This is a genomic window from Streptosporangium roseum DSM 43021 (assembly GCF_000024865.1).
In the GTDB taxonomy this organism is placed as follows: Bacteria; Actinomycetota; Actinomycetes; order Streptosporangiales; family Streptosporangiaceae; genus Streptosporangium; species Streptosporangium roseum.
Window position 1 is genome coordinate 6,995,844 of the sequence record NC_013595.1, and the last position, 13,592, is coordinate 7,009,435.

Consider the following 13,592-nt stretch of genomic DNA (forward strand, 5'->3'; position numbering starts at 1 on the left):
CTACCGGGACCCCCTACGAGTCGCCTTGCTTTTTTCTTTCCGTCCACAGCTCGTACGTACCGTCCCCCGGGAGCACCCAAATTTCCTCGTCGGGCCGGGTAATCGTCCGTAGCAGGGTCGCCTTGCCGGTCGCCCTCGACACCCGGTAGACAGCCACCCCCGTCTTGGTCTTCGATCGGACGATCACGTGACCCGCCTGGTCGAAGTCGAGGTCTTCGATGTACTGCCCGCGCGGCAACCGCACGGTCACCGTGCCGGTCGCGCGGCCGGTACGCAGGTCGAGCAGGCGCAGCTTGCGGTACTTGCCGTACGTGCCGACAGGCGTCGCCGCCGTGACGTAGTCATTCGCCAACGCCCTCGGCGACAGCCGCGTCTTCAGCCGCATCCGGGCACGCAGCCCTCGGTCGAACACCGTCAACCGTTCCCCTACCAGCAGCAACCGCTTGCCGTCCGGGCTGAATCCGCGGAAGCCCCACTCATCCGTCTCTCCGCGAGGCCCCAATACCCTGCCTTTCCGCAGGTCCGCGAAGACTCCCAGCCCCGGCCCCGAGGTCCCCGTGACCACATAACTGCCGTCGTCCGACACCCACGGCCACTCCTCGCCGATCGTGTCCGCCGTGAACTGCCGTGACACGACCCTTTCCTTGCTGTTCAGAGTCCGCTCGACGAACCGCCCGTCCGATTTCCGGAAGTAAAGAAAATGCCGCCCATCCCCACTGACCAGGAACGGCGCCCGGGCGCCGGCATTGACCGCGTTCTCAGGCGCCTTGGCGAGCGCCTCCGGCACCTCCACCACGTCTCCGTTGGTGAGCACCGGTTCCCAGGTCTGTGTCAGCTGCGCGTACGCGATCGTGACCGGCGTGGCAGCCGCCGCAGGCTGTCCGATCAGTGTTACGGCGGCGAGGAGGAATGTCGCGAGAGCTGCACGAAACCTCATGCTTCATGAGATGCCAGAAGTCATCAGAGTGTTGCCGGTTTCTTTGGCCCGGTGCCGGGGTCGGCGTCACAGGGCGCAAAGACATCCCAGGTGCTTAGGGTGTCAAGCGGTGAGTGGTTTGGTGTGATGTGACCAGGCGGTTGCTTCGTCGTAGAGCGTGCTGGTCTTCAGGCATCCGTGCAGGATGCCGACGAGGCGGTTGGCCACCTGGCGGCTGTTCAGGCCCGAGTCTGCCGGAGCGGCTGAACTCGTTAGGAGTGATTAGTAGCTCTGTGTAATCGCGTATCAGTGTCGGCAGACCCTCGTCTGTCGACACTCCACCGGGAAACTACGAGGTCGCAGGTGGTGAGCGTCGAGAACTCGTGCCGAGAATCAACGTTGGCAAACGGGTCGGTGAGCGGATTTCGACAGGCATCGGCGCGCTGTCCTGACCTGGGGATACGCCCTTACTTTGCGGCCTATGACACCGACCCGAGCGGAGGGCCGTGAAGGAGGTCTTCACCCAGACCGCCGCTGGCAATGAGCTGTTCGCCGAGCAGGGGTTCCGGTAGTAATCGCGGAACCCCCGCTGGGCGGGCACGGCCTCCGCCCGGCACCACGCGGGGCCGGGCGGAGGCTCTCCGGGAGTGGGGCTCCGGAGGTGGAGGTCCTCCGGAGGTGGAGGTCCTCCGGAGGTGGAGGTCCTCCGGGGGTGGAGGTCCTCCGGGGGTGGAGGGCCCTGTGGCCGGGGCGGGGTCAGCCGCAGCGGTAGAGGGATTGGCTGCCCTCGGCGCCGCCGTACTCGGCGGGGGCGACGACGGTGCAGTTGGCCCGCACCCAGGCGTTCACCTCGGAGCCGCCGCCGGCGCCGGGGCCGCCCCGGTCGCCGCCCGGCATCAGATACCTGAGCTGCCCGGAGGAGACGAGTTCCTTGAGCCGGTCCACGGTCATGGCGGGGTCGCCGCCGGTGAAGCCGCCCATGGCGATGACGGGCAGGCGGGTGGAGAGGATGAGCGACGAGGCGCTCTGCGCGCTGCTCACCGCCACCAGCCAGGTCGCGCCGCCCTGGTTCCTGCGCAGATACTCGGTCGTCTTCTGGTCCACGGCCCCGCCGGGACCGCCCCGCATCATCCCGCCGGGCATCCCCTCCGGCCCGTACCGCCCGGTGCCGCCGGGCGAGCCCGCCTCACGGCCGCCGCCGGGGAGACCCTCCGGGAGGTCGCCCGGACCTCCGCCGGGGAGGTCCGCCGGGCCTCCTTCGGAGAGCCTGCCCGGGAAGCCGCCCCGCATCCCGCCGGGACCTCGCATGCCGCCGAAGCCGCCGCTGCCAGCGGGCCCCGCGGTGGGGTTGGTGCCGTTGACGGCCGAGCCGAGCGGGGTCAGGGCGTAGGCGGCGGGACCGGCGAGGCCCGCGACCAGCCCGGCGATCAGGGCGACCACCGCGATCCGCTGCCCGAGGCGCCGGCCGAGCCGGGCCAGGACCAGCCCGGCCACCGCGGCCACCGTCACCGCGGCCACCGTCCAGGCCAGCCAGGGCACGAAGTCCGGGGTACGGCGGAGCACCACGAAGGCCCACGCGCCGGTGACCGCGATGCCGGCCGGCAGCGTCCACGACCACGCCCCGGCCCGCCGGTAGGCCTGCCACGACAGCACCCCGCCGAGACCGGTCAGGGCGGCGACGGCCGGCGCCATGGCGGTGGAGTAGTAGGGGTGGAAGGTGCCGCTGGAGAAGCTGAACACCACGTAGTGGACCGCGAGCCAGCCGCCCCACAGCAGCAGGGCGACGCGGGTGCCGCGCGGGGAACCGCGGCCGGCCAGGACCAGCCCGGCGGCCAGGGCGATCACGGCGAAGGGCAGCAGCCAGGAGATCTGCCCGGCCATGACGTCGTTGAACAGGCGCCCGGCTCCGGACTCGCCGCCGAAACCGCCCCCTCCCCCGCCGAAGCCGCCGCGCCCGCCGCCACCGAAGATCCGGCCGAGGCCGTTGTAGCCGATGACCAGGTCCCAGACGGAGTTGTCGGTGCTGCCGCCGATGTAGGGGCGGCCGGCGGCGGGCCACAGGTCCACGATCACCATCCACCAGGCGCTGGAGGCCACCAGCGCGACGCCCGCCGCGAGCAGGCGGCCCAGCCGGCGGAGCACCGTGCCGGGGGCCATGGCCAGGTAGAGCGGGGCGAAGGTCGGGAGCACCAGGTAGGCCTGGAGCATCTTGGTGTTGAAGGCCAGGCCGACGAGGACGGCCGACAGGACGAGCGTGCGCGTCCGGCCGGTGCGGATCGCCTCCTGGCAGAACCAGGCGGCCAGGACCAGGAGCAGGACGAGGACGGTGTCGGGGTTGTTGTCCCGGTTGATCGCGACCGTGATCGGGGTCAGCGTCATCACCAGGGCCGCGAGCAGCCCCGCGGCATGGCCCGGCGTGCCGGGCAGCGCCCGCCGTACGGCCGAGTGGACCACGGCGACGGCGGCGACGCCCGCGAGTGCCTGGGGCAGGAGCATGCTCCACGTCCCGAACCCGAAGATCCTGGCCGGCAGCCCCATCACCCACAGCGCGAGCGGGGGCTTGTCCACGGTGATGAACGATCCGGCGTCCAGGGCGCCGAAGAAGAAGGCCTTCCAGCTCTGGGTGCCCGACAGGATCGCGGCGGAGTAGTAGTCGTTGGCGTAGCCGTTGCGCCCGAGGGCCCACAGGTGGAGGACCGCGGCCAGGGCGAGCACCCCCCACAGGCCGGGCCGCGCCCAGCGCGGGTCGCCGGGTGCGCCGAGGACCGCCCGCCGTACGGCGGCGCCGGACCCCGCCGTAGGGCTCTTCGCCGCGCCTGCGCCGTCGTCGGAGGAGATCCCGTGGCGGGGGGCCGCGGCAGGGCCGCCCGGGGGCATCGGGCCGGCGGCGGGCCCGGGTCCCTGACCGGAGACGGCGGCACCGGCGGGCACAGACCCCTGACCGGAGACGGCGGCACCGGCGGGCACGGACCCCTGACCGAAGACGGCGGGGGAGGAAACGGATGGGCCGGGGGTACGGGAGGTCATCGGGCGCCTTCCTTCGCGCGGCGGGGGTTGAAGACCCAGACGCGGAGCAGGAGGAAGCGGACCAGCGTGGCCAGGGCGTTGGCGGCGACGACCGCGGCGATCTCGACGGCGGTGGAGGCCCCGGGGGCGAGGTAGCCGAGCAGGGCCAGGCCACCGGTGCTGAGCAGGAGGCCGATGAGGAAGGCCAGGCCGCCTTCGAGCTGGTGGCGCAGGGCTCCGGCGCGGCCGGTGACGCCGAAGGTGAAGCGACGGTTGGCGGCGGTGTTGGCCACGGCGGTGATGAGCAGGGCCAGGCCGTTGGCGACCACGGCGGGCACCACCAGCCGCAGGGTGACGAACAGGGCCAGGTGCGCCAGGGTGCTGATCACGCCGATGACGGCGAAGCTGGGGAGCTGCCGGGCCATGCCGGTGGGCAGCCGGGCCTTCTGGACACGTGGCGGCACCGGGATCCGGGCCGCGCCCGACAGGGTCTTCCGCGCCACCCTGGCCATCCCCCGCAGGTCGTCCATGGACGTCCTGACGATGTCCACCCGGCTGTCGGGGTCGTCCACCCAGTCGACCGGCACCTCGTGGATGCGCAGGCCGTGCCGCTCGGCGAGGAGCAGCAGCTCGGTGTCGAAGAACCACTCCTCGTCCTCGACCGCGGGGAGCAGCGCCTGGACGATCTCGGTCCGGGCGGCCTTGAAGCCGCACTGGGCGTCGGAGAAGCCGGCGCCCATCGCCGAGCGCAGCAGCAGGTTGTAGGACCGCGAGATGAGCTCCCGTTTCGGCCCGCGGACCACGTTGGCGCCCCTGGACAGCCGGGTGCCGATGGCCAGGTCGCTGTGGCCCGACAGCAGCGGGGCCACCAGCGGCAGGAAGGCGTCCAGATCGGTGGACAGGTCCACGTCCATGTAGCTGACCACGTCGGCGTCGCTCTCGGACCAGACGCGGCGCAGCGCCCGTCCCCGCCCCTTGGCGTCCAGGTGGACGGCGCGCACGTGGGACAGCTCACGGCCGAGGTCCGTGGCGATCTGCCAGGTGGCGTCGGTGCTGGCGTTGTCGGCGATCGTGATGCGGAAGCCGTAGGGGAAGGTGCCGGCGAGGTAGGCGTGGAGGCGGCGGACGCTCTCGGCGAGCACCCGCTGCTCGTTGTACACGGGGACCACGATCTCGACCAGCCGGGTGCGTGGCGGTGCCGTCAACTGCTTCACGCTTCCCCCCATGAGTGACGACTCGGATGTCTCATGCCCTCAGGCTCGCCGGGGGATCTTGAGTGAACCTGAGGCGATCGTTAACGGCAGGTGAGAAACCGAAGAGCCTCCAGGATGGCTGGAAGCTCATAGGAATGACTAGTTATAGGGGAATTTCGGGTGATCTTCTCAGATCTGATGGGGAGAGCCCGGCAGGCGCACCCTGGCCAGGGTCCCGCCGCCCGCGGCGTTCTCCAGGGCGACCTCCCCCCCGGCGTCCCGTACGGCCTGCGCCACGATGGCCAGTCCCAGCCCCGAGCCGGGCATGCTCCGGGCGGAGGAGGACCGCCAGAAGCGGTCGAACACGTACGGCAGCTCGTCCTGCGGGATGCCCGGCCCCCGGTCCCGGACGGTCAGCTCACCGTCGCGCAGCCGTACGGTCACCGGGCCCGCGGAGAACTTCACCGCGTTGTCCAGGAGGTTCACCACGGCCCGTTCCAGGGCGGCCTGGTCCCCGTGGACGTACCAGGGCCCGAGGCCGACCTCCATCGGGGTCTCGGGGGCGCGGAGCCGGGCCCGGCGCACGGCCGACTCGACCACGTCGTGGAGGGCCACCTCGACGTACGGCTCGTGCTCGTCCTCCGAGCGGGAGAGCTGGAGCAGGTCCCCGACCAGCGTGGACATCTCCTCGAACTGGGCTTTGAGGTTGCCCAGCAGCCTGCGCTTGGGGTCCGGGCCGAGCGGGCGGCCGGTGTTCTCGCTGCGCAGCAGCAGGTCGATGTTGGTGCGCAGGCTGGTGAGCGGGGTGCGCAGCTCGTGCCCCGCGTCGGCGATCAGCCGCCGCTGACGCTCCCGGGACCCGGCCAGCGCGCTGGTCATCGCGTTGAAGGAGGTGCCGAGCCTGGCGATCTCGTCGGTGCCCTCGACGGGGATCCTGGTGGCCAGGTCCTCGGTCCTGGCGACGTGCTCCACGGCCTCGGTCAGGCGGCCGACCGGGCGCAGCGCCGTACGGGAGATGAGCAGGCCCGCCAGGGCCGCGCCCAGGACCCCGAGCGCGGCCACCCCCGCCAGGATCCCGGCCAGCCAGGTCAGCGTCGACTCGGTCTGGGCCAGCGACCGTGACTCCATCATCGCGACGCCGGGTGCGACGTTCGCGGTCCGCACCCGCACCGGTTCGCCCTCGTCGGTGACGCCGTTGCGCAGCTCGGCGTCACCGGGCCCGCCCGCCGCCACCGCCCTGTCGGCCCTGGTCACCACGACCGCCGTCGGGCCGAGCACGCACTGCCGGCCGTCCAGGTAGACCACCTGCACCAGGGACAGGAAGGGCCGCAGCTCGTCGCCGCCGGCCGGGGACGTCCGCCCGGCCGCGCACAGCTCCAGGACCCGGGACAGGTCCCGCTCCTTCGGCGGCCTCTCCCCGGGCGGCGCTCCCCTCGGGTGGCCCTGGAGCGTCCGGTCCACCTGGTCGTAGAGCTCGTCGCGGACGATCAGCCAGCACGTTCCGGCGCAGGCCGCGATGGCGAGGGCCACGGCCACCGTGATCAGGGCCGTGAGCCGGGAGCGCAGGGAGCGGCGCCCCCTCAAGGGGAGCTCCGCAGCACGTAGCCGACGCCCCGGACGGTGTGGATCAGCCGGGACCGCCCGGCGGCCTCGGTCTTGCGGCGCAGATACATGACGTAGACGTCGAGGGAGTTGGAGGACGGCTCGAAGTCGAAGCCCCACACCTCGCTGAGGATCTGCTCACGGGTGAGCACCTGGCGGGGATGGACCATCAGCAGCTCCAGCAGCAGGTATTCGGTCCTGGTCAGCTCCAGCGGCTCGCCCGCGCGGGTGACCTCGCGGCTGGCGGTGTCCATCCGCAGGTCGCCGTGGAGGAGCACGCCGCCGTCGTCGTCGGCCGCGGCGGGCGCGGTCAGGGCGCTGCGCCGCAGCAGCGCCCTGACGCGGGCCAGCAGCTCGTCCAGCTCGAACGGTTTGACCAGGTAGTCGTCGGCCCCCGCGTCCAGCCCCGACACCCGGTCGCCCACGGCGTCGCGGGCGGTGAGCATGAGCACCGGCACGTGGTTGCCGGCGGCCCGGAGCCTGCGGCAGGCGGTCAGCCCGTCGAGGCGGGGCATCATCACATCGAGCAGGACCAGCTCGTACGGCTCGCGCTCCAGGATCTCCAGCGCGGCCAGTCCGTCCGAGGCCAGGCCCACCCGGTATCCCTCGTACTCCAGGCTGCTCTGCAGTGCCTCCCTGAGCGCGGGCTCGTCGTCCACGACCAGCACGCGCGCCGCCTCATCGTCACCCATGCCCCAACGCTAGAGGCTCATCGTGAGAACCCCATGAACGTCCTCCGCCGCGGCGGCGGTCAGGCCAGCAGTGCCATCGCGGCGTTGTGGCCGGGGATGCCGCTGACGCCGCCGCCCCGCCGGGCGCCCGCGCCGCAGAGCAGGATGCGCTCGAAGGCGGTCTCCACGCCCCACTTGCCCGGCTCGCCGAACGGCCAGGACAGGTCGCGGTGGAAGATGTGGCCGCCGGGCAGGCCCGCCTCGTTCTCCAGGTCGACCGGCGTCTTGGCCTCCAGGCAGGGGCGTCCGTCGGGGGCGCGCAGCAGGCAGTCCTCGATCGGCTCGGCGAGCACCCGGTCGATCGAGGCCAGCGTGGCCCTCAGCGCGGCCTCGCGTGCCCCGGCCGGATCCTCGCGGAACAGCCGGGCGGGCATGTGGAGGCCGAACAGGGTCATCGTCTGGGCTCCGGCGGCGCGCAGGCCCGGGCCGAGGATGGAGGGGTCGGTGAGGGAGTGGCAGTAGACCTCGGCCGGGGGCAGCTCCGGGATCCGCCCGGCCGCCGCCTCCGCGTAGGCGCGGGCGAGCTGGTCGCGGCCCTCGTTGATGTGGAACGTGCCGCTGAAGGCCGCCACCGGGTCCACGTCGGGATCCCTGAGCCGGGGCAGCCTGGACAGCACCATGTTCACCTTGAGCTGGGCGCCCTCGGGTGTCGGCTCGCCGGCCCCCAGCAGGCGGGCGAGCACGGCGGGCGGCACGTTGGCCAGGATCCGCTCGCCCCGGACCGTGTGCTCCCCGTCCGCGTCGCGGAAGGTGACCTCGCCCGACGGGTCGACGGCGACGACCTCGGCGCCGGTCAGGATCTCGGCGCCGGCCGCGCGCGCGGCGCCGGCCAGGGCTCCGGAGACCGCGCCCATGCCGCCGACAGGGACGTTCCAGTCACCGGTCCCGTCCCCGATCACGTGGTAGAGCAGGCAGCGGTTGGCCAGCAGGCCCTGGTCGCACGGGTCGGCGAAGGTGCCGATCAGGGCGTCGGTGAGCACCACGCCCCGCACGGTGTCGTCGGCGAACCGCTCGTCCACGACCTCGCCGATCGGCCGTTCGAACAGCTCCCGCCACGCCTGCCGGCCGACGAGGTCCCGCATCGCCGCACGGTCCATGAGCGGTTCCAGCAGGGTCGGCGCGACCCGTTCGGCGACGTCGGCGGTCATCGCGTAGAAGCGCCGCCACGCCTCCAGCTCGGCGGTGCCTCCGGTGACCCGGGCGAAGGAGGCGGCGGTGCGGGCGGCGTCGCCGTTGTCCACCAGCAGGCCGGTGTCCCCGGCGGGGGTGTAGGAGGCGTACCGGCGGCGGCGCAGCTCGACCTTGATCCCGAGATCGGCCACGACCTTGGCCGGCAGCAGGCTGACCAGGTAGGAGTAGCGCGAGAGCCGGGCGTCGACGCCGGGGAAGGCCTGCGCCGACACGGCGAGGCCGCCGACGTGGCCGAGGCGTTCCAGGACGAGGACCTTGCGGCCCGCGCGGGCGAGGTAGGCGGCGGCGACCAGGCCGTTGTGGCCGCCTCCGATGATCACTGCGTCATGGCGGGAACGGGACACGGGGACATCCAGGGGTCAGGTGAGGACGGGGCGAGAAGGGCTCCGCCCAGGTCAGAGACCGGTCTGCCAGTGCGGATCAGGACGGGGCACACGCGACACGCCAATCGACACCATGCGCCGCACCATATAGCGAACTCGACAAATCGGTCTACGGTGCGGATCGGCCCGCCGCCGGTCCGGTCCGGGGCCCCCGCTCGCTCGCGGCCGTGGACAGGGTGATTTTCAGGAGAGTGGCGGCGGGGCCGGTGGGCGTGCGGCCCCGCCGCCAGATCGCGCGCAGGCGGCGTTCGAGGTTGATCCCCCGGGTGGCGACCTCGGCCAGACGGCCGGTGGCCAGCTCGGCCTCGACGGCGTAGCCGCTGAGCACGGCGGGGGCGGCGCCCTCGCCCGCGGCGCCCTTGACCGCGGCGTTGGAGCCGAGCTCCAGCCGGGGAGCCGCGGCCGCGTGGCCGTTCAGCGCCAGGTCCAGGGTCTCGCGGGTGCCGGAGCCACGCTCGCGGACGACCAGCGGGGTGGCGGCGAGCTCGGCGGCCAGCAGCGCCGTACGGCGGCGCGCCCAGGGGTGGCCGGGAGCGACCACCACGACGAGCCGGTCGGTGGCCACCACCCGGGAGGCGAGCCCCGGCGGGACCGAGGGCCCCTCCACGAAGCCGAGCTCGATCCCGCCGCCGACCAGCCTGGCCACCTCCGCGGAGTTCTGCACGTCCAGCCCGACCTGGACCTGAGGCTCCCGGTTCTGCAGCTCCCCCAGCCAGCGCGGCAGCAGGTATTCGGCCACCGTCATGCTGGCCGCGATGTGCAGGTGGGCCGCCCGGCCGTGCCGCACCGCCTCCGCCCCGCGCATCAGCTCCTCGGCCGCCGCCAGCACCTGCGCGGCCCAGGCCGAGACCATCACCCCCTGCGGGGTGAGGGTGGAGCCGCGCGGGGTGCGCTCCAGCAGGGGGAGCCCGAGACGGCGCTCCAGCAGCGCGATCCGCTTGCTCGCCGACGGCTGGGCGATGCCCGCCGCCCGGGCCGCCTGGCCGAGACTGCCCAGGCGGTCCACGTCGACGAGCAACCGCAGGGACCCGAGATCGGGCAACTCGCTCATAGCCCTAGGCTATGACCTTCCAGGGAGATGACGGCTACTGGCCGCGCCGACCTGCGTCAACACTCGAATCATGGCTTTCCTCCCGTTCACCGGCTCCTCCGGACACCTCACCGACAGGCATGCCCCGGGCGGAGGCGGACCGGCCCGCCGCGGGCAGGGCGCGGACTCCTTCGCCGGCGCCGCCTCTGAGCCCGCCACCCGGCCCGCCGGCGACGCCCGGGACGCCGCCCCCCGGCCCGCCGACGACGACCCAGGCATCGCTCCCCGGCCCTCCGGCGACATCTTGGGCGTCGTTCCCCGGCCTCCCGGCGACGGCCCAGGCGTCGTTCCCCGGCCCGGCCCGGTACGGCGGGCGGCGGCGGAGCTCGGCACCCTCGCACCCGGCCTGGGCGTGGCGGCCGCGGTGGTGGTCCTGTCGACGGCACTGAGCCGGGCCGTCCCCGGGACGAGCGCGGCCGTCATCGCGGTGGCCTGCGGGGTCGCGCTCACCAACCTCGGTGGATTCCACCGGTCGCTCCGCCCAGGGCTGCGGTTCGCGGGCCGCCGGCTGCTCCGCCTGGCGATCGTGCTGCTCGGGCTGCAGATCGCCCTGCCGGAGGTGCTCGCACTCGGCTGGCGGGCGCTCATGGTGATCGCCGCCGCCACCGGCGGCACGTTCCTCGCCACGCGGTGGATCGGGAAGCGGATGGGGGTGAGCCCGCGCAGGTCGCTGCTCATCGCGACCGGGGTCTCCGTGTGCGGGGCCGCGGCCGTGGCCGCCATGCACGAGGTGGCCGACAGCGACGACGACGACGTGGCGAGCGCGGTCAGCGTGGTCGTCCTGTACGGCAGCGCCACGATCGTCGTGCTGCCGCTGCTCGCACGGTTCTTCGGCCTGACGCCGCACCAGTTCGGCGTGTGGGCGGGCGCTTCGGTCCACGAGGTCGCCCAGGTGGCGGCCATCGGCGCGACCGCCGGGGCGGGGGTGCTGGCGAGCGCGGTGGTGGCCAAGCTGGCCCGGGTCGTCCTGCTGGCCCCGATCGTGGCACTGACCTCCGCCACCCTGCGGCGCGGCGCGGCGCCCCGCCCGCCCGGGGCTCCCGGGACCGGGGTGCCGGAAGGCGGCGGCGCGGACACGGCAGACACGGCGGATATGACGGATACCGGCACGTCGGGCACGGCGGGCGACAAGGGCACGGCGGGGGGCGTGGCGGAGGGCGGGGCGGGCTCTACGGTCGCGGGTGCCGGGCGGCGTCCGCCGGTGATGCCCCTGTTCGTGGCGGGATTCCTCACAATGGTGATCGCGCGGAGCACGGGCCTGGTCCCCGCCGAGGTCACCCGGGCGCTGCCCGAGGTGACAGGAGTGTTACTCGCGGCCGCACTCTTCGGGCTGGGGACAGGCGTCAACCTCAGGGAGCTGGCGCGCGGCGGACGGTCCCTGCTGCTGGGCGGAGCGGCCACGGCGGTCATCGGCGTGATCTCACTGCTCGGCGTGGTCATCATGGGCTGAACTCCAAGTGGACGTCTCCCGACAACCCCCGTAACGTGCACCTTTAAACCAGTGGAACCCGTTTACATCGTTCCAACAGGGTGACCATCCGGTCCGGACGAGGAGACAGAACCCGCTCATGCGTACCACCCAGCAGCCCATCGACAACGTGCTCCGGCCCTCCGACGAGGTGGCCGAGGCACTGGCGCAGGGCGCCCCGGTCGTGGCACTCGAGTCCACGATCATCTCGCACGGCCTGCCCCAGCCCCGCAACCTCGAGGTCGCGCTGGAGCTGGAGGAGATCGTCCGTGAGTCGGGGGCGGTGCCGGCGACGATCGCGGTGCTGGACGGCGTCGCGCACATCGGCCTGGACCAGCGTGAGCTCAAGCGGATCGCCACCGAGTCCGGCCTGCGCAAGCTGGGCTTCCGCGACCTGCCCGCCGCCGCCGCGCTGAAGGCCAGCGGGGCGACCACGGTCTCGGCGACCTCGTTCCTGGCCGCCCGGGCGGGCATCCGGATCTTCGCCACCGGCGGTCTCGGCGGCGTGCACCGCGGGTGGACCGAGAGCCAGGACGAGTCCGCCGACCTCGACATGCTGAGCCGCACCCGTATCACCGTCGTCTGCGCGGGTGTGAAGTCCATTCTGGACGTCCCGGGCACCCTGCAGCGGCTGGAGACCCGTGAGGTCAGCGTCGCGGGCTTCCGCACCGACGAGTTCCCCGGCTTCTACCTGCACACCTCCGGCGAGCCGATCGACTGGCGGATCGAGACCCCGGCCGAGGCCGCCGACATCATGCGGGCCCAGGACGCGCTCGGCGGCCCGGAGACCGCGCTGATCGTGGCCAACCCGGTGCCGGTGGCCGAGCAGCTCGACCCCGCCCTGCACGACCGGGTCCTCGCCGAGGCCCTGGCCGCCGCCGACCGGGAGAGGGTCACCGGCCAGGCCATCACCCCGTTCCTCCTGGAGTACCTGGTGAGGGGCACCGACGGCGCCTCGCTTGAGGCGAATCTGGCCGCCGTACGAGGAAACGTCCGGATAGCCGGGCAGATCGCGGCGTCGTGGAGCCGGGGAAACTGAGGAAGTCGTGACCCGAACGGGCCTGCTGGTCATCGGCGACGTCGTCACCGACGTCGTCGCACTCCACGGAGGGCCGGCCCTGGCCGGGCTGGCCCTCGGCACGGACACCGACGCCGACATCGTTCTGCGCCCGGGCGGCTCGGGGGCCAACACGGCCTCCTGGGCCGCGCGCCTGGGCGCCGACGTCCGGATCCTGACCCGGGTCGGCTTCGACACCGGAGAGTGGCACGCCGCCGAGCTGCGGCGCGTCGGGGTCCGGCCGCACCTGCGGATGGATCCCGACCGCCCGACCGCGGTGGTGATCGCCATGGTCGACGCGACCGGGGAGCGTTCCATGCTCACCAACCGGGGCGCGGGCGGGCACATCGGCGTCGACGACTGGGACGCCACCCTGCTCGACGGGGTCCGCCACCTGCACCTGTCCGGATACACGCTGTTCGCCGAGCCGGGACTGCAGCTCTCCCGGCTGGCCATGGCCGAGGCCACCCTGCGCGGCGTCACGATCAGCGTCGATCCGGCCTCGACCGGCCCCCTGCGCTCCTTCGGCCCCGAGCGGTTCGTCCAGGAGACCCTGGCCGCCCAGTTGATCATCCCGAACCTGGACGAGGCGCTGCTGCTCGCCGGCGAGAGCTCCGCCGAGCGGGCCGCCGAACGGCTGAGCCTCCGGTACGGCGCGGCGGCCGTGAAACTCGGTTCCCGGGGCGCTCTGATGGCGAAGGACGGAAAGTTGACCGCTCGGGTTCCCGGAATCGCCACGGAAGTGGTTGACTCGACCGGAGCGGGGGACGCGTTCGCCGCCGGCCTGTTGACCGCCCTGCTGAGAGGGGCCGACGACGAGGCCGCGCTGGACGCGGGACGCCGGGCCGGAGCCGAGGCTGTGACAGCCATAGGCGGCCGGCCCCGCATCCTCGCGTCCGAAATGGGTACGGACCAGCTTTACCCTCTTAACACCAATTGATAGCTTGCGGCGTAG

The 13,592-nt window shown here is 73.0% G+C and carries 10 protein-coding genes; 3 read left to right on the forward strand and 7 right to left on the reverse strand.

Going from position 1 to position 13,592, the window contains the following annotated elements; translation table 11 throughout:
- Window positions 1-13: 13 nt before the first annotated feature.
- The 7 genes from SROS_RS30860 to SROS_RS30890 all read right to left on the reverse strand — a co-directional run bounded on the left by SROS_RS30860 (window position 14) and on the right by SROS_RS30890 (window position 10,073).
- Entirely contained in the window at window positions 14-937 is a 924-nt protein-coding gene (locus tag SROS_RS30860) for a hypothetical protein (protein ID WP_012892842.1), read from the reverse strand.
- A 735-nt stretch (window positions 938-1,672) separates the two neighbouring features.
- Window positions 1,673-3,943, reverse strand: a complete 2,271-nt coding sequence (locus tag SROS_RS54020) for an ArnT family glycosyltransferase (RefSeq protein WP_012892843.1) — start codon at window positions 3,941-3,943, stop codon at window positions 1,673-1,675.
- A complete protein-coding gene (locus SROS_RS30870; protein WP_012892844.1) occupies window positions 3,940-5,148 on the reverse strand; it encodes a bifunctional glycosyltransferase family 2/GtrA family protein in 1,209 nt (402 codons plus the stop codon). Before SROS_RS30870 ends, SROS_RS54020 begins: the two co-directional genes overlap by 4 nt.
- 156 nt (window positions 5,149-5,304) lie before the next feature.
- Complete coding sequence (locus tag SROS_RS30875; protein WP_012892845.1) at window positions 5,305-6,699, reverse strand: sensor histidine kinase; 1,395 nt, start codon at window positions 6,697-6,699, stop codon at window positions 5,305-5,307.
- Entirely contained in the window at window positions 6,696-7,409 is a 714-nt protein-coding gene (locus SROS_RS30880) for a response regulator transcription factor (RefSeq protein ID WP_012892846.1), read from the reverse strand. The genes SROS_RS30875 and SROS_RS30880 overlap by 4 nt, the downstream gene beginning before the upstream one ends.
- Before the next feature lie 59 nt (window positions 7,410-7,468).
- Window positions 7,469-8,959, reverse strand: a complete 1,491-nt coding sequence (locus SROS_RS30885; protein WP_245564341.1) for a phytoene desaturase family protein — start codon at window positions 8,957-8,959, stop codon at window positions 7,469-7,471.
- A gap of 172 nt (window positions 8,960-9,131) precedes the next feature.
- Window positions 9,132-10,073, reverse strand: a complete 942-nt coding sequence (locus SROS_RS30890) for a LysR family transcriptional regulator (RefSeq protein WP_012892848.1) — start codon at window positions 10,071-10,073, stop codon at window positions 9,132-9,134.
- A 70-nt stretch (window positions 10,074-10,143) separates the two neighbouring features.
- Here SROS_RS30890 and SROS_RS30900 point away from each other — a divergent pair, with 70 nt between their 5' ends.
- The 3 genes from SROS_RS30900 (at window position 10,144) to SROS_RS30910 (ending at window position 13,577) form a co-directional block, all read left to right on the forward strand.
- Window positions 10,144-11,562, forward strand: coding sequence for a YeiH family protein (locus tag SROS_RS30900; RefSeq protein ID WP_012892849.1), 1,419 nt, complete (start codon window positions 10,144-10,146; stop codon window positions 11,560-11,562).
- 118 nt (window positions 11,563-11,680) lie between these two features.
- Window positions 11,681-12,619, forward strand: coding sequence for a pseudouridine-5'-phosphate glycosidase (locus tag SROS_RS30905; protein WP_012892850.1), 939 nt, complete (start codon window positions 11,681-11,683; stop codon window positions 12,617-12,619).
- Window positions 12,620-12,626: 7 nt separating this feature from the next.
- Window positions 12,627-13,577 carry a carbohydrate kinase family protein gene (locus tag SROS_RS30910; RefSeq protein WP_012892851.1) on the forward strand — a complete coding sequence of 317 codons (951 nt, stop codon included), beginning with the start codon at window positions 12,627-12,629 and terminating at the stop codon, window positions 13,575-13,577.
- The last annotated feature ends 15 nt before the right edge of the window (window positions 13,578-13,592 follow it).